This is a genomic window from Marinifilum breve (assembly GCF_003202155.1).
Taxonomy (GTDB): domain Bacteria; phylum Bacteroidota; class Bacteroidia; order Bacteroidales; family Marinifilaceae; genus Marinifilum; species Marinifilum breve.
The window spans coordinates 191,395-214,129 of the sequence record NZ_QFLI01000008.1 but is presented as its reverse complement, the minus strand read 5'-3'; the positions used below and the strand labels follow the sequence as shown (position 1 = coordinate 214,129).

Sequence of the window (22,735 nt, the reverse complement as noted above, 5' to 3'; positions counted from 1 at the left end):
TTCACAGCAGACTTACCATTTAATATCACTTCAGAATTATAAATATTAAAAAAATGAAAATTGGAGGTAGGGTAAAATCTATTTTTCCGATCATGTAGAATAGAAACCGATAATTAAAGATGAATAATAAGGATAAAATAGCAGAATTCCTTCAGGGACAGCTTGGTGAGGAAGAGCAGGTGCAGTTTCTTGAATGGGTTTATTCGAATGCCGAAAATAAAAAGGAGTATTTTCAGCAGAAGGATATCTGGGATTCCTATAAAATGTATTCGGAAAAAGGAAAAATAAATCTGAAGAGGGAATGGAGAATTTTATCCAATCGAATTGATCTGTTTAAAGTTCCTAAAGTTTATACCATAAGGAAGAGTTTTGGTTTATGGATGAGGGGTGCTGCAATAGTAATTATAGTATTTGGCTTGGGATGGGGAACTAATATAGTTCTAAATTCTTTCGACCAAGCAGAACAGATGGTACATCAGCTTGAAGTTCCTAAAGGACAGAGGTCTAAATTGGTTTTAGCCGATGGTACAGAAGTGTGGTTAAATTCTGATTCGAAATTGGGCTTTTCATTTGATAAGGATAAAAAACAGAGAGTTGTAACATTAAGTGGAGAAGCATTTTTTAATGTTAGCAAGGATAAGGAAAAACCTTTTGTTGTAAATGTGAAAGGACAAAGTTTAAAAGTGCTTGGGACTATATTTAATATGAGATCATACGATAATGAAGAGAATGTATATACAACACTAGAAGAAGGAAGTGTTGAAGTAAAAGCGGCAGGAAGAACCGTTGTAATAGAGCCTAATCAGCAATTGATTTATAGCCGAAGAAGTAATAGGTTATCATTGAAAAAGGTAGAAACAAATTACTATACCGTATGGCGTGAAGGTCGTTATGTTTTTGAAAATGAAAGTTTCGATAATTTGATTCGAATGGTTGAAAGATGGTATGATGTAAAGTTCGAATATCCGAAGGAGTTTTTTAAAAACATGCACTACTCTGGAGTTATTAAGAGGACTAAGCCTGTTGAGCATGTTTTGACATTAATTAATTACACAACTAAAATCAAATATGAGATTAAAGGGGATGTTATAATTATTATCCCTGATGAATAAATATAAACAATGTTTTTTATTTCATCATTTACTAAAACGTTTTAGTAAATGATACAAAATTTGAAAATACTATTGCCGATAAGGAGCTTTTTGTGTGAAAAAAGGGAAATGCGGTAACATTTCCCTTTGCAAAATAAACCTCTTTATTGAAAAAAGGATTCATTAATTAATAACCGCTAAATTTATGAAAAAAAAATCGTTTTTAATGTCTGCTAAATGGAGAGAATATGGCAGACGCTTAGCAATCGTTTGCTTGGTGAACATTTTGCTGTTACTTTCTACTGCATATACAGGCTATGCAAAGAACATCAGTCAAGAGAAGCGTATTACTGTAAAAATGCAAAATGTTTCTATTGTAGATGTATTTAAAGAAATACAAGCTAAAACTGACTTTGATTTCTTTTATAAAAATGAGCAATTGCCTCAATCAAAAAAGATTAGTGTAGATGCTAAGGATTTGTCTGTTGAGGAAATTTTAAATCGAGTACTAAAAAGTACAAACTTAACATTCAAGCTTGTAGATACGGACATTGTTATTTCGCCTCTTCAGCAAAACAAGCAAGAAAAAAGGAAAATTTCGGGTAAGGTAATCGATTCTAAGGGATTACCATTGCCAGGAGTTAGTGTTGTTATCGAAGGAACTACACGTGGTGGTGTAACTGATTTTGATGGAAATTACGAAATCGATAACGTAGAGTCGAATCAGGTTATACTATACTCTTTTATAGGTATGACTTCGCAGAGACTGATAGTATCTGCTGCTACAAGTTTCGATATTACACTTCAAGACGACACACAAGGTTTAGAGGAAGTTGTGGTAATTGGTTATGGTGCTGTTCAAAGAAAACAAATTACCAGTTCGGTAGCTACTGTTGATACTGATGATATTGCTAAGGTAACTGCTTCTTCTCCGGTACAGCAAATTCAAGGTCGTGTAGCTGGTTTAACAGTGTCTACTCCTAAAGGATCAGATCCTAATGCTAGTCCAGACATTTTAATTCGTGGGGTAACTTCTACAGGAGGTCAATCGCCACTAATTATTGTTGATGGTGTTGCCGTTGGATCTTTAGATATTGTAGCCCCTGAGGATATTGCAACTTTTTCAATTTTGAAGGATGGTTCTGCTGCTGCAATTTATGGATCCAGAGGTACAAATGGTGTGATTTTAATTACGACCAAAGAGGGGAAAGAATCAAAACCAACAGTTGAATATTCTGGTTATTATGCATTTGATCAGATTAGCAAAAGACCTGATATTTTAACTGCTGATGAGTTTCGAGCTTTAGGAAATAAGATGGGCGTTGCAACAGGTGATGCTTCTACCGATTGGTACGACGAAATGCTACAATCTAATCACAACACGGTTCATAATATCGCATTTAGTGCAGGAAATAAAAATTCTAATTATCGTGCATCTATTAATTATATGGACAATAAAGGTGTTGCATTAGAATCTTTTAAGAAAAACTTAAGTGGCCGTATTAACATCAATCACAAAGCGATTAACGATCGATTAAATGTGCGTTTGAGTTTATCTGCTTCTCAGGCAAAATACAGATTAGCAGATTATGGGGCTTTTGGTTCTGTTGCGAAGTTTAACCCTACCAGACCTGTTTATGAAGAAAATGGAGAATTTGCAACCTTCCAGGAATTTGGTGTAGATAATCCAATTGGAAATATACTAAATTACTCTACCGAGAATATTAAGAAAGTTTTATTAGCGAATGTTTTTGCTGAGTTCGAAGTCGTAAAAGGATTAACAGTTGGAGGAAGAGCTGCCTGGAAAGTAGAAGATGCAAATTCAGGATCTTATACTTCATCGAAAAATGAAAATTTAGCAAAAGATGATATTAAGGGTGTAGCAAGTACATCATCTTTTTACAGCTATAAATATACTTACGAGGGAAATATCAATTACCGAAAAAGATTCGATAAGCACGATTTTAATGTAATGGCCAACTACACTCACGAGGAAGATACTTGGTATACCTACTCTATGAGTAACTCGGGCTTTGTAAACGATAAATTTTTGTGGCATTCTATTGGTTCAGGACTTAAATTAACAAATCCGGTTAATGATGATGGAGTTCAGGATTTGAATGGACCAGCAAGTATGGGAAGTGGAAGAAGCGAGAAAATTCTTGAATCCTGGAGAGGACGTTTAGTGTATACTTATGATGATAAATATGCATTAACAGTTAGTTACAACAGAGAGGGTAGCTCTATTTTTGGAGAAAATAATAAATGGGGTAATTTTTATGGAGTATCTGCGGGTTGGACCATATCTGATGAAGCTTTTATGGAAAATCTATCATTTGTTAATTACCTGAAATTGCGTGTAGGTTATGGCGAAACAGGTAATCCTGCTACAGGCCCATACAATTCATTATCAACTGTTGTTCAGGAAGGTTTGCCTTATGTGTTCAATGGGAATGTGGTAAGTGCTTACGCTTTAGAAAAAAATCCAAATCCTGATTTGAAATGGGAGCGTAAAAAAGAATACAATATTGGTTTCGATTATGCTCTTGCAAAAAATCGTTTTGATGGTAGTGTAGATTTGTACTCAAGAAAAACAGATGACATGTTGTATAGCGCAGCAGCTCCTGTTCCTTCTTTAATTAAACCTACCATTGTTAGTAATATTGGTGAGATTTCTTCAAAGGGTATTGAGCTAAGTATAAATGCTAAAATTCTTCAAGATACAGAAGTAAAATGGAACGCTAATTTTAATGCTTCTTATAATGTAAACGAGGTTGAGAAACTATCCAATGCCGATGAAGAACCTGTTCCATTTTATGCCGGAGATTTACCAGGTAATGGTTTAGGTAGTGCCTACAGAGTAAAAGAAGGTGGATCTATTGGAGATTTTTATGGCCCTCGTTTCGATAAGTTCGATGAAAATGGTGGGTGGGTATTTAAAGATCTTAATGATGAAGTTGAAGGTTACCATGCTGATACCGATAAAGAAGTAATTGGTAATGGAATGCCTAACTATTTTGTTGGTTTAACCAATAGTTTAGAATACAAAAGATTCGATTTGGAGATTTTTATGCGTGGTGCTTTGGATTATCAAGTGCTTAATGTTGGTAGAATTTATATGGAGAATCTTGATAAATTTCCTCAAAGTAATATTTATACATCTGCTTTATCAAGCCCACTACGTGCCCCTTCTCAATATTCCGATTACTATTTAGAGGATGGAGATTATTTAAAAATTCAGAATATTTCCTTAGGATATACTTTTGATACAAGCAAATGGAAGAATGTCTCCTATGCAAAATTATATGTTTCATGTAGCAATGTGCATACTTTCACTAATTACTCAGGATTATCACCTGAACTTGGAGGCCATTCTGGTATTACCCCAGGATTTGATAATTTGAATTTTTACCCTGTAACACGCACATTTACAATTGGTGCTGTTGTTAAATTTTAATTGGAGGAGATTATAGAATGAAAAAAATATCATTATTTATAGTAGGAGTTCTGGCATTGTTAATGCAGTACTCTTGTTCCGAATTAGATGAGAAAGTGTACAGTAGTAATTTAACTACTAATTTTTATACTTCAGCTGAGGAAATTGAAGGAGCTTATATGCGTCCTTGGTCACATTTGCTTTTCTGTGATACCTATTACTATTTAAAGTTGAGAACTTTAGGTACTGATATGGCAGCATGGACAACCAAAACATCAGAAAATCATGGTTATGATAATGCTCTTTGGTCTGAATTGCACAAGCATACCTGGGGTACTCGTCACGGCGAAATAGAATCATCATGGAATACGGTTTGGGAAGGTGTTGGTTTTGCCAATGCTGTTCTTGAGGGGATAGAAGAAAAGGATTTTGAAGAAATGGGAGTATCCATTCCAAAATCTGAGATGCAGGCACAATTGAGAGCTTACAGAGCATACATGCACATGATTGGTCTCGATTTTTGGAGAAATATTCCGATTGTAACCAAAGTAGGAGATCCTTACTATCCAGAAACAAAATCGGCACAGGAAGTATTCGAATTTATAGAATCAGAATTTTTGGCTGTTAAGGAAAGTTTACCAACTGCTTTCGAACCTTATGCTCAAGGATTTTTTAGTCAGCAAAGTGTTGAAGCTTTACTATCTCGATTGTATTTAAATGCCAAAACTTATATTGGCGTCGATAAGTACGAGGATGCCATAAAAATGTGTGATGCTGTTATTTCTTCTGGTTTTTTCGAGTTAGAGGCAGACTATTTAAGTGCTTTCTCAAAAGATAATAACTTATCAAAAGAAAACATTCAGGTGTTTACCCAAAAAGGGGGATCTTCTATGTCAGCACCTTTGCACGCACTTACTTGTTACTGGAGTAATCACGTAGATGCAGGTGGATGGAACGGAATTATCACACAAGAGGGTTTTTATGATTCTTATGGTGATGATGATACTCGTAAAAATCAATTTGCGGTTGGTCCTCAGTTTTATGCCGATGGAACTCCTGTATACATCGAAGCCGGAAATCCAGGTAGCGGACAGCTTGTATATTCTAAAGAGGTAACAACTTTTCATAGTGAAGGTTTGTTTGAAGGAGCACGTTGTAAAAAATATGAGGCCATTGCAGGTTTAAACTGGAATCAAGAGTACGATATTGTTTTAATTCGTTATGCAGAGGTGCTTATGAACAAAGCAGAGGCAATTATGCGTCAAAACAACGGACAAGCAGATCATACTGCGGTTGATTTGATAAACCAAGTGAGAGAACGTGCATTTGGAGATAAATTTGAAGAAAACAAATACACTACAAATGCTTTAACTTTAGATGAGTTATTGGCAGAGCGTGGTAGAGAGTTTGCTTACGAAGGACACCGCAGAACCGATTTAATTCGATTTGGAAAATATTTACAGTCTCGTTGGGAAAAAGAATCAACTAGTGACGCTACAAGAATTCTATTTCCAATACCACAAACTCAGAGAGATATCAATACCAATCTGAAACAAAACGACGGTTATTAATTAAGAAATTTTAGCTGGGCACTGGTTGCCCAGTTCAACTAATAAAATTTTAGCTGCCTAAATTGTTGTAGTTAACAGAAAATAGAAAAGCATGAATAAGTTATTGTTAGGAGCTTTCATTTTTGCAGCTTTGCTTTTACAGGCATGCTCAGCAAAAAAGAATGGAAATCTTAAAAGTGGGGGAGATTACACAAAATTTGTAAAACCTTTGGTGGGTACTTTAGGCGAAGGAAATACTTACCCGGGTGCTCAGGTTCCTTTCGGAATGGTGCAATTAAGTCCGGATACTGAAAAATGGGAATGGGGAGCTGCCTCGGGTTACGAATATTCTGATAGTACCATCTATGGTTTTTCCATGACTCATTTGCATGGAACTGGAATTCCTGATTTAGGTGATATTTTATTTATGCCTACAATAGGTAAATTGTATATTAACGAAGGGAAAAAAGATTTATCAGAACCTGGATATTTGTCAAGCTTTTCTCATGAAAATGAGGTTGCTGAAGCCAATTATTACTCTGTTTTGTTGGATGACTACCAAATTAAAGCAGAATTAACTGCTAGTAATAGAGCTGGATTAATGCGTTTTACTTTTCCAAAATCAGATAGTGCACATATTGTTTTGGATTTGAGTCATGTACTGCGTCATAAAGTAATTTGGTCGAATGTTAGAGTTGAGGATGACAACACCATTACTGGGATGCACCAGGTAAAAGGTTGGGCAAAAGAACGCTATGTTTATTTTGCTGCCAAATTTTCCCGACCTTTCGATGCTACTCGTATTTTTTCGAACAAAAAGGAAGAAAAATACGACTCATATAAAACCTACCGATTTAGGAGTAGTGTAGAGTCAGCTGGTTCCGATATTCAATTTGTTGCCGATTATCGTACAAAGGAAGCGGAACAAATTATGGTAAAAGTGGGTATTTCGGCAGTAAGTACTGCCAATGCCATGAAAAACCTAGATACGGAAATTCCTCATTGGGATTTTGAAAAAATTAAATCTGAAGGAAAAGCCCTTTGGAAAAACGAATTGGCTAAATTCGAAGTAGAAGGAAGCAAAGCTCAAAAAGAAACTTTTTATACAGCCGTATATCATTCATTTATGGCACCCAATACCTATTTTGACGTTGACCGTTCTTACCGAGGTTTTGATCAGAATATTCATAAAGCAGAAGGGTTTGACAATTATACCGTATTTTCTTTGTGGGATACTTATCGTGCAACACATCCCTTGTTTTGCTTAACACAGGCCGATAGAAATGCCAATATGATTAATTCTATGTTGGAGCATTACAAACAAAGCCCAGATAAATTGTTGCCAATATGGTCTTTTTGGAATAACGAAACCTGGTGTATGATTGGTTATCATGCTGTGCCTGTAATTGTTGATGCTTACTTTAAAGGAGTAAAAGGTGTAGATTGGGATTTGGCCTATCAGGCATGTGTTCACTCGGCAACTCATCCCGAATACGATGCAACAAAAGAATACGAAAAATTAGGTTATGTACCTTACGATATAGAAAATGAATCGGTATCAAAAACCCTTGAATATGCTTACGACGATTATTGCATTGCTCGTATGGCTAAGGCAATGGGTAAAACTGAAGATGCTCAGCGATTTTCGAAACGAGCAAGGGCTTACAAAAATCTTTTCGATTCTAATATTGGCTGGATGCGACCTAAGGACAGTGAAGGCAATTGGATGCCAGATTTTGATCCTCATTTTTTCAAGCACTTGGGTGCTTTTACAGAGGGTACTACCTGGCAGTACACATGGACCGTTCCTCACGATGTTCAGGGGTTAATTAACTGCTATGGTGGGAATCAGGAGTTTACTCAGAAGTTAGATGCTGTTTTTGCCAATAAAGAGGGGAAAGATTATATAGGAGTAGATGATATTCATGGTAGAATTGGAGATTACTGGCATGGAAACGAGCCTAGCCATCACATCAGTCATTTGTATTCTTATGCCGGACAGGCGTGGAAAACACAAGAGCTAACGCGTAAGATTATTGCTACTCAGTATGGTAATACTCCTGGATCTTTATGTGGAAACGATGATTGTGGACAAATGTCGGCCTGGTATATTTTTAATGCTATGGGTTTCTATCCTGTTTGTCCTGGTAGCGATCAGTACATAATCACTTCTCCAGCTTTACCATATGTTAAAATGTACATGAGCAATGGTAATGCAATAGAAGTTATTGCTAAGAATTTTTCAGAGAAAAATATTTATATCCGATCGGTAAAAATAAATGGTATTGATTGGAACAAAGCTTGGTTTAGTTATTCAGATATTGTGGATGGAGGGAAAATAGAGTTTGTTTTAGGTGATGTTATGAATAAAGGCTTTGCATCATCAAAATCAGCTTGCCCTCCTTCATTCTCTGATGGTATTGAAGAGAAGTAATCGGCTTTAAGCCAGACAAAAGTATTTTTATAAATTAGTAACAAATTACTAAAATACAGATTTATGAGATCAATTATTTTTGCCATAAGTAGCTGTTTCTTTCTTGTTCTTGGAAGAGGAGCATTTGCTCAGGATACTGATTTAACAAAGTATGTAGATCCATTTATTGGAACGGAAGAAATGGGACATACATTTCCAGGGGCTTGTGCTCCATTTGGAATGGTTCAGTTGAGTCCCGATACGGATAGTGTACAGTTTATTCACGAAGGAAAGTACAATAAAGAAGTTTATCGTTACTGTACCGGATATCAATATCAGGACAAATCAATCGTTGGTTTCAGCCACACACATTTAAGTGGAACAGGACATTCCGATTTAGGTGATTTCCTAATTATGCCAACAGTTGGGAAGGTAAATTACAATCCAGGAACAATCGAAAATACCAGCAAGGGTTATCGTTCGCTATTTCGAAAAGAGACAGAAAAGGCAGAGCCTGGATATTATACTGTTGAATTGGATGATTATAAGGTGAAAGCTGAATTAACAGCTACGCAGCGCGTAGGGTTTCATCAGTATACTTTTCCTGCTACTGATAATGCTCATATTATTCTTGATTTAACTCATGGAATTTATAATTACGATGGCAAGGTTTTGTGGTCTACCATTCGTGTTGAAAATGATACTTTGGTAACAGGCTATCGAATAACAAGAGGTTGGGCAAGATCTAATTATCAATATTTTGCCATGACTTTTTCTAAGCCTATTAAAAATTACGGATGTCGTAATAATGAAAAAGTGGTGTACAATGGTTTTTGGCGCAAATTCGACGAAACGGATAATTTTCCTGAAATGGCCGGAAAAGCATTAACTGCTAATTTTGATTTTTCCACCAAGGAAAATGAGAAGATAAAAGTAAAATTTGCCTTGTCGGCAGTGAGTACCGAAGGAGCATTAAAAAACTTGAAAGCAGAAGTTCCTCATTTCGATTTCGACAAAGTTAGAAAGGCTACCAAAGCAGAATGGCAAAAGCAACTAAGTCGTGTGCAAGTGGCGGCGTCTGAAGAGAAAAAAGTTACTTTCTATACATCTTTATACCATTCATTCATCAATCCTGTTGAATACATGGATGTGGATGGAAAATACAGAGGTTTAGATCACAACATTCATCAGGCTGAAGGTTTTACAAACTATACTGTTTTTTCTTTGTGGGATACTTACAGGGCACAACATCCTTTGCTTTCGCTGATACAGCCAAAACGTTCGGCTGATATGATCAATTCCATGTTGGCACATTACGATCAAAGTGTTCATAAAATTCTTCCTATTTGGAGCCATTTTGGTAACGAAAATTGGTGTATGATTGGTTATCACGCAGTACCAGTAATTGTCGATGCTTTGGTAAATGGATTGCAAGGTGTTGATAAAGAAAGAGCTTTGGAGGCTTGCTTATCAAGTGCAAATTATAAAAAATACGATGGTATTGGTGATTACCTAAGTTATGGGTATGTGCCTCACGAAACAAGCAGAGTAGGAGCATCTATCACACTAGAGTATTCTTACGATGATTATACAATTGCACAATTGGCGAAAGCAATGGGAAAAGATGCTATTGCAAAAGAATACATGCAGCGATCGGAAAATTGGAGAAATTTATTTGATGATAAAACAGGCTATGTACGAGCTAAAAGCAAAGCCGGAGAGTGGGTAAGTCCATTCGATCCTTTGGATACTCACGCAGCAGGTTTTATTGAAGGAAATTCGTGGAACTATTCCTTATATGTTCCTCAGAATGTTAGTGGTTTGGTTAGCAAAATGGGTGGTGAGAAGCGTTTCTCAGATCATTTGGATTCGCTTTTTACCATGCATATTCCAGACAAATATTTTGAGCACAACGAGGACATTACCCGTGAGGGGATTATGGGTGGATATGTGCACGGAAACGAACCTAGTCATCATGTTGCTTACATGTACAATTGGGCAGGAAAGCCTTGGAAAACTCAAGAGCGTATCAATCAGATAATGAAAACCAAGTACCTGAACAAACCTGATGGTTTGTGTGGAAACGATGATTGTGGACAGATGTCGGCCTGGTATATTTTTTCATCTTTAGGATTCTATCCTGTTTGTCCTGGTTCTGGTCAGTATGCAATTGGAGCACCTTCGGTTGATCAGGCAGTTCTAAATTTGGAAAATGGCAAACAGTTTACCATAAAAACTAAAAATTACTCATCGAAGAATATTTATATCAAATCGGTAAAATTAAATGGTAAAAAGTGGGATAAAAACTATGTGAACCATACTGATATTGTAAATGGAGGAGAGTTGTTATTCGAAATGAGCAGTCGCCCAAATAAAAAGCGCGGAATTTCAAAGGACTCTTATCCTTATTCTACTACAAAATAATTTTAATGTGAATTTCTATAGCTGGAAACCTGACTTTTGGCTATAGAAAACCCTTTTTAAATCACTTAAAAATAACAGTAAGCGAAATAAAATAAACATGATAAAAAACACAAGTAAACTCATGCTGTTAGCATGTGTAACAGCACTACTTATGTCTTGTAATTTGCAGGAAACCACTCCTGTAAATGTAACAAATTACAAGTGTAGGATAATGTCGGATAGAAATGATTCTCCTGTTGGTGAAGAGGTTAATAAGTTGGTTGATGGAGATGTTTATTCGAAATACTTAACATTTAACAGCAGTGCCAGCATTCAATTTACCACTTTAAAAAAATGCAAGTTAAGTTCCTATTCTTTGGTTTCGGGAGGGGATGCCGAGGAGCGTGATCCAATGATTTGCGTTTTAGAAGCTAGTAATGATAAAAAAACGTGGCAAGAAATCGATAGGCAAAAAGATTTACAGTTTTCAGGACGTAATCAAAAGCTAAGCTTTCCTGTATCTGCAAATGAAAACTATAAATATTATCGTTTGCAATTGGAAAGTAATGGAAACGATATTTTGCAACTCTCCGAAGTAGAATTATTGGCTGCGTGGGATAATAATGATAACACACCAATAGCATTGTTTAAGGCAGAAAACAGAGCCTTTTTCACAAAAGGATTGGTTGAGTTTAACAATTTGTCTGTACAGGCAGATGCTTACCATTGGTATTTTAAAGGAGGAAAGCCAGAAACAAGTACAGCAAAAAATCCAAAAGTGAAATACGAAAGTTTTGGGAAATATCCTGTGCAGTTAATAGCCGAGAATAAGGGATTGAAAGACACTATAATCTTAAACGATTATGTGAATGTTAAACGCAAAGGTGGCTGGAACCAATTCTCTTATCCTAAAATTAACTTCGTAAATAAAACTTTAGGAGGAAATGGCGATTTGTACACAGAATTGGTTCCAAACCCTAAAGAATTAATCAATACTGTTTGTTTAGATGTTTGTAAGATTTTGTACAGAAGTGTTGATGAAATTGATGTTTTAAATGTTTTAGATTATTCTATTGAGGATTTAGAAACCATATCAGCAAAAGGAGGGAATCCACCACATATCAATATCTTCTTTAGCTCATTGTATCTGAAAAATAAAAAAGGAGAAATGAGCAATAAGGATTTGGTAGATGAGATTGTAGGAGTTTTGTATCACGAATTAGCTCATGGTTACCAGTATTCGCCAAAAGGAGCAGGAGCTTATGCTGGAGGATCTGATTTTTTCGGTTTTTTAGAAGGAATAGCTGACTATGTTCGTTTAAAAGCAGGATATTCCAGTTACGAGTACAGAAAAGTTGGTGGACATTGGAATGATGGTTACAAAACATCAGCTTTTTTCATCGATTGGTTACATACAAAAGATCCTGATTTTGTATACAAATTGAACCAAACAGCAAAAACTATTATTCCTTGGTCTTGGGATGCAGCTACCCATAAAATATTTGATCAATCTACTCAATCGTTATGGGATGAGTATCAAGCGTATTTAATAGCGAATAAATAATAATAAATTTTGATTGCAAGAATAAATAACCCTAAACAATTTTAATTATGAGGAAATTAGCAAGTGTTTTCTTTATTGCATTACTAGCAACTTTAAGCAGTTGTGATAAAGAAGAATCGTTTCAACTTGATAAAGTTGAGGCCAATGTAGAAGCCAAGTTTGTATCCGATAAGCAAATTGTATTTCCTGGAGATGCGGTACAGTTTACCAACTCATCGGTTTATGCAAATAACATTGAGTGGACTTTTGAGGGAGGTTCTCCTGCTACCAGTACCGAAGAGAATCCAATTGTTACCTATAACGAATTAGGATCTTTTAAGGCAAGCTTAAAAATTAGTAACGAGTATGGTGAGAATGTTAAAGAAATTGTTGATTTTATTACCGTAACAGATGATGCTGGATGGGATAACTTCGCTTTTCCAACCATTCATTTTACCAATCAAACCATTAATGAAAATGGTGCATTGTATAAGGAGTTAATACCTAGCGAGCAAGATTTTATTAAACATGCTTGTTTGAAAGTATGTTTCGAAATGTTCTTGTTAGCTAATGATGTTAATCAGGTTAGTAATATTACCTATACAGTAAAAGATTCAGAAACCATTTCTGCTAAAGGAGGTTCTGCTCCACATATTAAGATCGATTTTAGCTCAAGCTATTTGGTTCAAAAGAAAAATCAAGGTTTAAGCGATGAAGAATTGATTGAAGAAATAGAAGGTGTATTGATTCATGAGATCACTCATGGCTACCAATACGAGCCTCAGGGAGCTGGAGGATATGAGTCGGGAACTGATTTTTATGGCTTTATTGAAGGTGTGGCTGATTACGTTCGTTATGTTGTAGGATTTACTCCTGTAAGCAAGCGTAAAGCAGGTGGAAACTGGAAAGATGGTTACAATACTTCCGCTTTCTTTATCGATTGGCTGCACTCAAAAGATCCTAAGTTCATTTACAAGTTTAATGCTACTGCAAAAAATATCAACCCATGGTCGTGGGAGGAAGCAATTAAAACGGTATTGGGAGCAGATGCTTCGGTAAGTGCATTGTGGAACGAGTATCAGGCGGATATTGCTTCCGGGAAAATTTCTGAAATAGATGCAGATCTAAAAGAAATGAGAGAGGTCAGAGAAAAGCCTGAATATACGAATCAGGAGCCTGTAGCAGACCCTTATGATGTTACAGATACAGGTTTTACAGCTATCAGAGATACAGAGTTTGATTCTCCTTCAGGTGAAGAAATAGGAAATATTATTGATAATAACATTGCTTCTAAATTTTTGATCTTTACCGATAACACATGGGTGCGTTTGGAGAGCGAAACTTCTTCTGTTGTTTCATCTTATACTTTAACATCTGCTGATGATGCACCAGGCAGAGATCCAAAAAAAGTAACTCTTTCGGCTAGTAACGATGGCGAAAACTGGGATGTTTTAGATACAAGAGAAGATGTTTCTTTTGAAGAAAGACATCAGACCAAAGCTTTTGCTTTTAATAATAACAAAGAGTACAAATATTATAAATTCGATTTTGAAAATACCGACCAAGGTGGCATTTTCCAGTTAGCAGAATTAGAGCTAATGGGAACCAAAGAAGGTGGAAATTCTGGTTCTTCTGCTGAAACTGTTGATATTACTGATAACTCTACAGCTTCCTGGCAAGAGGAAGGTTTTGACTTTTTCGATTGGGGATTGCCAAGTTTTGCATTCGACAACGATCCTGGAACTGCTTTTTTTAATATGAACGACAATACTTGGTTTACTTTCGCAACAGAAGCTAAACACAATGTTACCAAAGTAGCAATTACAGCAACTGCTAATATTTTAGGTATCGATTATGTATTTACTCCTGATACATTTGTATTAGAAGGTTCGAATGATGGCCAAAACTGGTCTGAAATTGCCTCTGTATCTGAAACAGGAATCGTAGCTTTCGAAGAAAGAAAAGAATTTACTTTCACCAATACTGAGTATTACGCTTGCCATAGAATCTCAATGACTGCTGAAATTGAAGAGGGCGATAACAAAAGAATAATGATTGGCGAATTGGAGTTATTTGGTACTGCTGAATAATTCGAATTAGAAAATCTACTATACAAACCTAAGGTTCCAGTCAGTAATATTGCACTGGAACCTTTCTTTATATATACTTTAACAAAAAAATGTTTAGGGATATATATTTAACTTTAAGAGGTGTCTTGATAAAATTTAGTTACAATTAACAATTTGGACCACAATAATGAGAAATTTAATATCGATTTTAGTCTTAAGTATAATCTTGTATTCGTGTGATACAAAAAAGGATTATACACAGTATGTTGATCCTTTTATCGGAACAGGTGCTCATGGTCACACATATCCTGGTGCACAGGTTCCATTTGGAATGGTGCAACTAAGCCCTGATACTCGAAACGACGAATCTTGGGATGGTTGCGGTGGTTATCATTATTCTGATTCTTCTATTATTGGATTTAGCCATACTCACCTATCAGGAACTGGGGTTTCCGATTATGGAGATGTTCTATTATTACCTATTACAGGTAAAGTCAATTTGAATTCAGGAACAAGCAAAAATCCTGATGCAGGCTACCGTTCACGTTTTTCTCATAACTCGGAGAGTGCGGAACCAGGCTATTATTCTGTTTATTTGGATGATTATAAGGTAAAAGTTGAGTTGACTGCAGGGAACAGAGTTGGATACCATAAATACACTTTTGATGAGGAAGGAGAAGGAAAAATATTGCTCGACTTAATTCATCGTGATCCTGTTATTGATTCTGAAATTAAACTCATAGGCGAAAAGCGAATTGTTGGAAAAAGAAGATCTAAATATTGGGCAGGTGATCAGCAACTGTTCTTTGCTATCGAATTCTCTAAGGCTTTTCAACGCACTGAATTGTTTAACGCAAAGCAAAAAAAGGAAAGTGCTGAACAGATCAAAGGAACTCAATTGCAGTCTTTGGTGTTTTTCGATGTAGAAAAAGGTGAGGTTATAGAGCTAAAGGTTGCTTTATCGAATGTAAGTGCAGAGGGTGCACTTAAAAATTTAGAGAAAGAATCGGAAGGAGTAAACTTTGAAAAGGCAAGAAAATCAGCGAAAGCGATTTGGAAAAAAAGCTTGAGAAAAATAGAGGTTGAAGGTGGAAGTGTACAGGAAAAGCGCAATTTTTACACAGCTTTGTACCACTCTTTACTAAGCCCAAATGTTTCGCAAGACGTTGATGGAAAGTACAGAGGGATGGACGGGAAAGTATATACCGCCAATGGTTTTACCAATTATACTGTTTTCTCTTTGTGGGATACTTTTAGAGCATTACACCCATTGTTAACCATTATTGAGCCGGATAGATCAGGTGAATTTGCACAATGTTTGGTTCAAAAGAGCAAAGAGTTAGGAGAATATCCAATGTGGGAATTGGCATCTAATGATACTCGTTGTATGATTGGTTATCATGCTGTTTCGTTAATTGCAGATGCCTATGCAAAAGGAATTACCAATTTTAATCTGGAGGATGCCTATGTTGAAATGGAACGTACTGCCATGCTCGATAAAAGAGGATTAAAAGCCTATAGAACCTTAGGGTATGTACCTTCCAATAAAAGCAGTCAGGCAGTATCCAAAACATTGGAATATGCCTATAACGACTGGTGTATAGCACAAGTGGCAAGAGCTCTTGGGAAGACTGAAAGGTATACTTACTACATGAACAGGGCTTCTAACTATCGTAATATTTATGATCCTGAAGTTGGATTTATGCGTGGCAAAACCGATGAGCACAAATGGGTTCCCAATTTTGATCCTACAGCAGTTGGATACAATTATACCGAAGGAAACTCCTTTCAATATAGCCTGTTTGTTCCGCACGGTATTCCTGGAGTAATTAGTTTATTGGGAGGTAAGAAAGAACTGGAACATTGGCTTGATAAATTATTTGCAACTGAAATGGAACACGAACTTGGTGATGATACGGATGTAAGTGGTCTAATTGGTCAGTATGCTCACGGTAATGAACCAAGTCATCATATGGCATATTTGTATAATTATTCTGGTGCAGCCTGGAAAACACAAGAAATGGTTCGTGAAATTATGGCTACACAATACCAGGATACGCCTGATGGTTTGTGTGGAAACGAAGATTGTGGTCAAATGTCGGCCTGGTATGTATTAAGTGCAATGGGCTTTTATTCCGATTGTCCGGGTAAACCTGTATATGCCATTGGTTCTCCGATATTTTCTAAAGTAAAAATCCATTTGGACAATGGAAAAACTTTTACACTTACGGCAAAAAACAATAGTAAGGAGAACAAGTATATACAATCAGCCAAACTAAATGAAAATAAATTGAATGTGAGTTTGTTATCGCATGTAGATATTCTGGAAGGAGGAAGTTTGGTACTGGAAATGGGGGATACACCTAATAAAGCTTGGGGCGCAAATGTTGATTTGAATGTTGAGTTTAAAGCTTCGCCAATTGCTTACCTTACAGAATCATCAGATGTGTTTATTGAAAAATTTTTGGTAGATATAAAATGTGATGATCCCGATGCAGAAATTTACTATACTCTCGATGGATCAGAACCTAATAAACAAAGTAAACCATTTAAGAAACCGTTTAAAATCAGTAAAAGTTCAAATTTGAGTTTCAGAACCTACAAACAAGGCTGTGAACCCGGAATTGTGGTAAAGCGAGTGTTAACAAAGCAAAACTCGGGAAACTATCTTGTAAGGAAGGTCGAAAAGGGATTGCAGTACTCTTATTACGAAGGGATTTACCGTTCTGTTTACGATTATGAATTGGATGAACCTGTGAAAACAGGAGTTGTTTCAGTTCCCACTTTGGATGTATGCTTGAGAAAAGAATGGATAGGACTCGATTTTAAAGGTTTGATTAACATCCCAAAATCGGGAGAATATACATTTTATATGTCGTCAAATGATGGATGTAAGTTGAGTATTAATGGAGAGGAACTGTTTGAAAGTGATGGCAGAAAAACGCTTACATTTGGTCAGCAGGCAAGTTTGCAATTGGAGAAAGGATTACATCAAGTACAGATGGGGTTCTATCAATGCTCGGATCATATTGATTTGGTGGTTGAGTGGGAAGGCCCTGGTATTGTGCGACAAACAATACCAAAGGAATTTTATAAACACTTGGCAAATTAGTTGCTATTATTTAATTTATTATTTCAATAACGACATTATCCCACAAAGGGTGTAAATGAAATAATAAGGGTTAGACATATGATCTAACCCTTTTTTATGCAGCCTACAATCTGGCTTGTGGATATGATATTGTGTCTTTCTAATAGTTCTTCAACACAGTCATTCCGGTCAATCTGCAGAGATTACATTTCCGGTGGATCCGGGAGCAATTCGCATTTATGCTTTCTTTGGAACAGCCGAGGCTGACAAATACTCTTTGGACCAATACCAGATGGTTAATGTGACTTAAAAGTCAAGTAATTTTAGGGTGCTTAAAGCTGCTGCGATTTTCGTGGCAGCTTTTTGTTTTTTTAAGAAAATCTATATCAATTTTGTGGCTCCCATGTGGCTCCTAAGCAGAAATCAAAGAAATTTCAAATCTTAAAACCTCCATGTTTACTGGTCATATCAAGAGATTCTGTGTTTATAGCGCAACGCCCCCCAGACGTGTACTCTAACCTGGCTGAGCTACGCCCCGAATAGAACAACAAATATAGTTTATGAAAATCATCCTGCAAAAAGTTTGCTGAAAGAGATTAATTGTGTGTTGAATAGTAAAAGATCGTTTCATATTAAAGAAATAATTCCTTATAAATACACTGGGAATTATAAGGATTTCTGGATACATATTCTCTAAATCAAGAATGTCCTTCTCGCTAATCATAAACAATGATATTTCAATTAAGCTGATGAAATTTCTTTTTTATTTAAATGGCTTAAAATGCATAAAAGAATGATGTTGATTTGTTTAAAAAAAACATTGGTATTTTGAAGCGATTGGGTAATTATACCTATTGATAGATAGTTTATTAATATGCATTTTTGCTTCGTAGAAAAGCTTATTGGGTTTTTGTTTGATGGCTTTTGTCATTTTAAAACTTGCTCTTTATATGTTGTACAATATTTCTAGCGATTTTTTGACAAAATTTGAAAAAAACAACCAATTGCGATTAATAATCTGGAAAACAGATTGATATAAGTATTGATTTTTAGCTAGGTTTGATATTCAAACGTTTACGCTGGAAAGTGCTGTTTTTAAACAGTTTCTTATCTACAATGAAAGTATTTATATTCGTCCATCAATATTGAAATAATTCTTTAAAGGGGGATTGAGATTTAAATACAGACTTTATTAATTGATGTAAAGATTAACTGCTCAATTAAAGGGATAAGAATTAAAAGAAGAATTGAATAGCAATTGAAGTATATATAGAAATTCCTTGAGATTTTCTTAGCAAATTACTTGAAAATAAATATTAAAGATGAAGGTATCTGAAAAGTTAGATCTCTTAAAGAAAAAAAGAGAAGAAGTTAAAATGATGGGCGGGGAAGCTCGTGTTGCCAAGCAACATGACAAAGGAAAACTTTCCGCACGAGAGAGAATAGACTTGCTTTTTGATGAGGGAAGTTTTAGAGAATTGGATATGTTTGTGGAACACCGTTGTACAAACTTTGGCTTCGAAAATACTGAAATTCCAGCTGATGGCGTTATTATTGGTCACGGTTTAGTAAATGGTAGAACGGTATTTGCTTATTCTCAAGATTTTACTTCAAGAGGAGGATCTTTAGGTGAAATGCACGCAGCAAAAATCTGTAAGGTAATGGATTTGGCTGTTAGCGCTGGAGCTCCTGTTGTAGGATTGAATGATTCAGGTGGAGCACGTGTTGAAGAAGGTGTTGATGCATTGAAAGGTTACGGTGAAATTTTTATGCGTAACTCAAGAGCATCAGGTGTGGTTCCTCAGATTTCTGCAATTATGGGTCCTTGTGCTGGTGGTGCAGTATATTCTCCAGCTATGACTGACTTTGTTTACATGGTTAAGAAGCAGAGTCACATGTTTATTACATCTCCATACGTAATTAAAACAGTTACAGGTGAAGAGACTACATTCGAAGAGTTGGGAGGAGCTATGGCTCACAACGCTAAGAGTGGTAATGCTCACTTCGCTTGCGATACTGATGAAGAAACAATTGAAGCAATTCGCGATTTGTTAAGCTATTTGCCAAACAATAATTTGGAAGAAACTCCACAGTTGGCAATGGGTGACGATCCTCAGCGTATTTGTGAAGAATTGGATACAATGATTCCTGATGATGCAAAAACACCTTACGATATGAAGGCTGTTATTGAGTCGGTTCTTGACCAGGGAGAATTCTACGAAGTGCACGAGCACTATGCAGAGAATGCAATTATCGGTTTTGGTCGTTTAGATAACCAATCAGTTGGTATCATCGCAAACCAACCATTAATTCAAGCAGGATGTTTGGATATTGATGCTTCTGATAAGATTTCTCGCTTCGTTCGTACTTGTGATGCTTTCAATATTCCAATGGTAACATTTGTTGATGTTCCTGGATACCTTCCTGGAGTACAGCAAGAGTTAGGTGGTATTATCCGTCACGGTGCAAAACTACTTTGGAGTTATGCTGAAGCTACTGTACCTAAGTTTACTGTTGTAACACGTAAGGATTACGGTGGAGCTTACTTGGCAATGTGTTCTAAGCCATTAGGAGCTGATATGGTATTTGCTTGGCCAACTGCTGAAATTGCAGTAATGGGTGCTAAAGGTGCTGTAGAGGTAATCTCTTCTTACAAAAAGGAAATTGCTGCTGCTGACGATAAGCAAGCTAAGACTGATGAGAAAATTAAGGAATACGAAGATGCATTTAATGTTCCTTACTTGGCAGCTCAACGTGGATACATTGATGATGTAATCCTTCCTAGCGAAACTCGAGCTCGTTTGATTGATGCATTAAATGCAATGAAGACAAAAGCAGAGGTATTACCAGCTAAGAAACACGGAAATATTCCATTGTAAGAAAGATTTTTAAAAAGTTAATTATTAATACCAAATAATTATGACACGAGAAGAGAAGATTAAAAAAGCAGTGGCTATAGCAGTTGCTCATTACGTAGAGCAAGAAAAAGCTGAAGCATTGAAGGTTGAAAATTCAAATAGTAGTTCTTGGTCACGTACTGGCATTAAAATGATGATGACCAAACGTAAGGTAGTACAACTTCGTGGTCGAAGTCTACGAAGTGCATAATTTATTTTCCTGATGCATTGGGAAAAGTATTAATTCAAAAAAAAAAGATAAAAAGATGACATTCGATAAACACGGGGTTCTTGAAATGGCCCAACTAAACTTTGACAAGGATCGTCCAAAAGCGGAAAATCCAATTAAAATTAATGATGTAAGTTTACGTGACGGACACCAGTCACTATTCGCTACTCGTGGTCGTACAGAAGATATGTTGCCAGTTGCAGAAATGATCGACGATGCAGGATATAACGCTGTTGAGACATGGGGTGGTGCAACTTTTGATACTATGCACCGTTTCTTAGGTGAAGATCCATGGGAGCGTTTAAGAGTGTTGAAAAAGCACATGCCTAAAACTCCATTCTCTATGCTTCTTCGCGGACAGAATGTAGTAGGATACCGTAACTATGCTGATGATGTAGTGAAAGCTTTCGTACAGCGTTCTATCGATAACGGTATGGATATCTTCCGTTGTTTCGATGCCTTGAATGACTTCAGAAACTTCGAAACTGCAGCTAAAGTTATTAAGGATAACAAGAAGCACTTACAAGGTGTTGTATGTTATACATTGAACCAACCTCGTTTAGGTGGTGAAGTTTACAACATGGAATACTACATCAACAAAGTAAAAGATTTGATTGAGTTTGGTGTTGATTCTGTTTGTATCAAGGATATGGCCGGTTTGGTTGCTCCTTACGATATTTACAACTTGGTACGTGAAATCAAGAAATTCACAGATACGCCTATTAACTTACACACTCACTTTACTTCAGGTATGGGTGACTTGGCTATCTTCAAAGCAATTGAAGCAGGTGTAGATATCGTTGATACTTGTATCGGACCTTACGCTTACCGTACTTCTCATGCTGCTGTTGAGCCATTGATTATGTCATTATTGGGAACTAACCGTGATTCAGGAATGGACATTAACAAGATTAATGCTATTGCTGAGGAGATGGAGAAATACATTCCTAAATATAAGCACTTAGATAACAACCCTAAGTATGCTACAACTGATATCAACGTATTGTTGCACCAGACTCCAGGTGGAATGCTTTCTAACTTGGTGAACCAGTTGAAAGCTATGGATGCATTGGATAAACTTCCTGAAGTATTCCGTTTGCTTCCTAAAGTACGTAAGCAACTTGGTAACATTCCATTGGTTACTCCTACATCTCAGATTGTTGGTGTACAAACTGTAAACAATGTATTGTTCGATTCTTACGAAGGAGAGTATGCACAGATTACAAAAGAGGTAAAAGACCTTTGCTACGGATTGTATGGTAAAACTACTCATCCAATTGATCCAGAGGTACAGAAGAAAGCATTGAAGGATTATCCAAGAGGTGAGCAGCCTATTACTGAGCGCCCAGGATCTATTCTTGAGCCAGAAATGGAAGGTGTTAAGGAAGAGTTTGGTGATCTTGCAAAAGATATCGATGACGAAGTATTGTGCGCACTTTACCCAGTAACTGGTAAGCGTTTCTTGAAATGGAAGTATGGTATGGAAGAAGTTCCAGCTGATGTAAAAGCTAAAACCATGGCTGAAGTTGAGAAAGAGCAAGAGTTGATTAGAAAAGCACTTTCTGGAGAATTGACTTCTAAAGGAAAAGGTACTGGTCGTGAGCTTGAAGTTACAGTTGATGGTGAAACATTTACTGTTGAAATCAATGATCCAAACGGACCTGCTGCACCTCAATTCAAAGGTCGTAAGAAAAAAGAAGCTAGCGCTGACGAAGCTGCTACAGGTAGTGTTGTTGCTCCAATCCCAGGTATGATTGTTGAGTGCAAAGTTAAGGTAGGAGACGAAGTTAAAGTAGGAGATACATTAGTAGTACTTGAAGCTATGAAGATGATGAATAATCTTGATGCTAAAGCTGAAGGTATTGTAAAAGAAATTAAATGTGATTCTGGTGATTCTGTTGCTAAAGGTGATTTACTTTTAGTAGTAGAGCCAAAAGCCTAATGACTATTTAATTATTGAGTTTTTATGGCCCCCTGAAGATATTCAGGGGGTATTTTTTTGCTTTATTTTCA

Annotated in this window: 11 protein-coding genes; all 11 read left to right on the top strand. The window is 36.3% G+C overall.

Annotation, left to right across the window (positions count from 1 at the left end):
• Positions 1-119: 119 nt before the first annotated feature.
• The 11 genes from DF185_RS17115 (at position 120) to DF185_RS17065 (ending at position 22,664) form a co-directional block, all read left to right on the top strand.
• Positions 120-1,112, top strand: coding sequence for a FecR family protein (locus tag DF185_RS17115; RefSeq protein WP_110361979.1), 993 nt, complete (start codon positions 120-122; stop codon positions 1,110-1,112).
• A gap of 184 nt (positions 1,113-1,296) precedes the next feature.
• Positions 1,297-4,548, top strand: coding sequence for a SusC/RagA family TonB-linked outer membrane protein (locus DF185_RS17110; RefSeq protein ID WP_110361978.1), 3,252 nt, complete (start codon positions 1,297-1,299; stop codon positions 4,546-4,548).
• Positions 4,549-4,565: 17 nt separating this feature from the next.
• Positions 4,566-6,098 (top strand): RagB/SusD family nutrient uptake outer membrane protein, encoded by a 1,533-nt coding sequence (locus DF185_RS17105; protein WP_110361977.1) that lies wholly within the window; start codon positions 4,566-4,568, stop codon positions 6,096-6,098.
• A 91-nt stretch (positions 6,099-6,189) separates the two neighbouring features.
• On the top strand, positions 6,190-8,511 hold the full coding sequence (locus tag DF185_RS17100; protein WP_110361976.1) for a GH92 family glycosyl hydrolase: 2,322 nt from the start codon (positions 6,190-6,192) through the stop codon (positions 8,509-8,511).
• Positions 8,512-8,574: 63 nt separating this feature from the next.
• Positions 8,575-10,914, top strand: a complete 2,340-nt coding sequence (locus DF185_RS17095; RefSeq protein WP_110361975.1) for a GH92 family glycosyl hydrolase — start codon at positions 8,575-8,577, stop codon at positions 10,912-10,914.
• 151 nt (positions 10,915-11,065) lie between these two features.
• Positions 11,066-12,457: a basic secretory protein-like protein gene (locus tag DF185_RS17090; protein ID WP_165836058.1), complete on the top strand. Its 1,392-nt coding sequence runs from the start codon at positions 11,066-11,068 to the stop codon at positions 12,455-12,457.
• A gap of 47 nt (positions 12,458-12,504) precedes the next feature.
• Positions 12,505-14,526 (top strand): basic secretory protein-like protein, encoded by a 2,022-nt coding sequence (locus DF185_RS17085; RefSeq protein WP_110361973.1) that lies wholly within the window; start codon positions 12,505-12,507, stop codon positions 14,524-14,526.
• Between the two features lie 166 nt (positions 14,527-14,692).
• Positions 14,693-17,617 (top strand): GH92 family glycosyl hydrolase, encoded by a 2,925-nt coding sequence (locus DF185_RS17080; RefSeq protein WP_110361972.1) that lies wholly within the window; start codon positions 14,693-14,695, stop codon positions 17,615-17,617.
• Positions 17,618-18,918: 1,301 nt separating this feature from the next.
• Positions 18,919-20,475, top strand: a complete 1,557-nt coding sequence (locus DF185_RS17075) for an acyl-CoA carboxylase subunit beta (RefSeq protein WP_110361971.1) — start codon at positions 18,919-18,921, stop codon at positions 20,473-20,475.
• Between the two features lie 40 nt (positions 20,476-20,515).
• Complete coding sequence (locus DF185_RS17070) at positions 20,516-20,704, top strand: hypothetical protein (RefSeq protein WP_110361970.1); 189 nt, start codon at positions 20,516-20,518, stop codon at positions 20,702-20,704.
• 55 nt (positions 20,705-20,759) lie between these two features.
• Positions 20,760-22,664, top strand: coding sequence for a pyruvate carboxylase subunit B (locus tag DF185_RS17065; RefSeq protein WP_110361969.1), 1,905 nt, complete (start codon positions 20,760-20,762; stop codon positions 22,662-22,664).
• Positions 22,665-22,735: the final 71 nt, after the last annotated feature.

Bases quoted from the DNA above. Each gene is read 5' to 3' on its own strand.
- DF185_RS17105 (WP_110361977.1), top strand. From the start codon at position 4,566: ATGAAAAAAATATCATTATTTATAGTAGGAGTTCTGGCATTGTTAATG.
- DF185_RS17075 (WP_110361971.1), top strand. From the start codon at position 18,919: ATGAAGGTATCTGAAAAGTTAGATCTCTTAAAGAAAAAAAGAGAAGAA.
- DF185_RS17115 (WP_110361979.1), top strand. From the start codon at position 120: ATGAATAATAAGGATAAAATAGCAGAATTCCTTCAGGGACAGCTTGGT.
- DF185_RS17065 (WP_110361969.1), top strand. From the start codon at position 20,760: ATGACATTCGATAAACACGGGGTTCTTGAAATGGCCCAACTAAACTTT.
- DF185_RS17090 (WP_165836058.1), top strand. From the start codon at position 11,066: ATGTCTTGTAATTTGCAGGAAACCACTCCTGTAAATGTAACAAATTAC.
- DF185_RS17110 (WP_110361978.1), top strand. From the start codon at position 1,297: ATGAAAAAAAAATCGTTTTTAATGTCTGCTAAATGGAGAGAATATGGC.
- DF185_RS17070 (WP_110361970.1), top strand. From the start codon at position 20,516: ATGACACGAGAAGAGAAGATTAAAAAAGCAGTGGCTATAGCAGTTGCT.
- DF185_RS17080 (WP_110361972.1), top strand. From the start codon at position 14,693: ATGAGAAATTTAATATCGATTTTAGTCTTAAGTATAATCTTGTATTCG.
- DF185_RS17095 (WP_110361975.1), top strand. From the start codon at position 8,575: ATGAGATCAATTATTTTTGCCATAAGTAGCTGTTTCTTTCTTGTTCTT.
- DF185_RS17085 (WP_110361973.1), top strand. From the start codon at position 12,505: ATGAGGAAATTAGCAAGTGTTTTCTTTATTGCATTACTAGCAACTTTA.
- DF185_RS17100 (WP_110361976.1), top strand. From the start codon at position 6,190: ATGAATAAGTTATTGTTAGGAGCTTTCATTTTTGCAGCTTTGCTTTTA.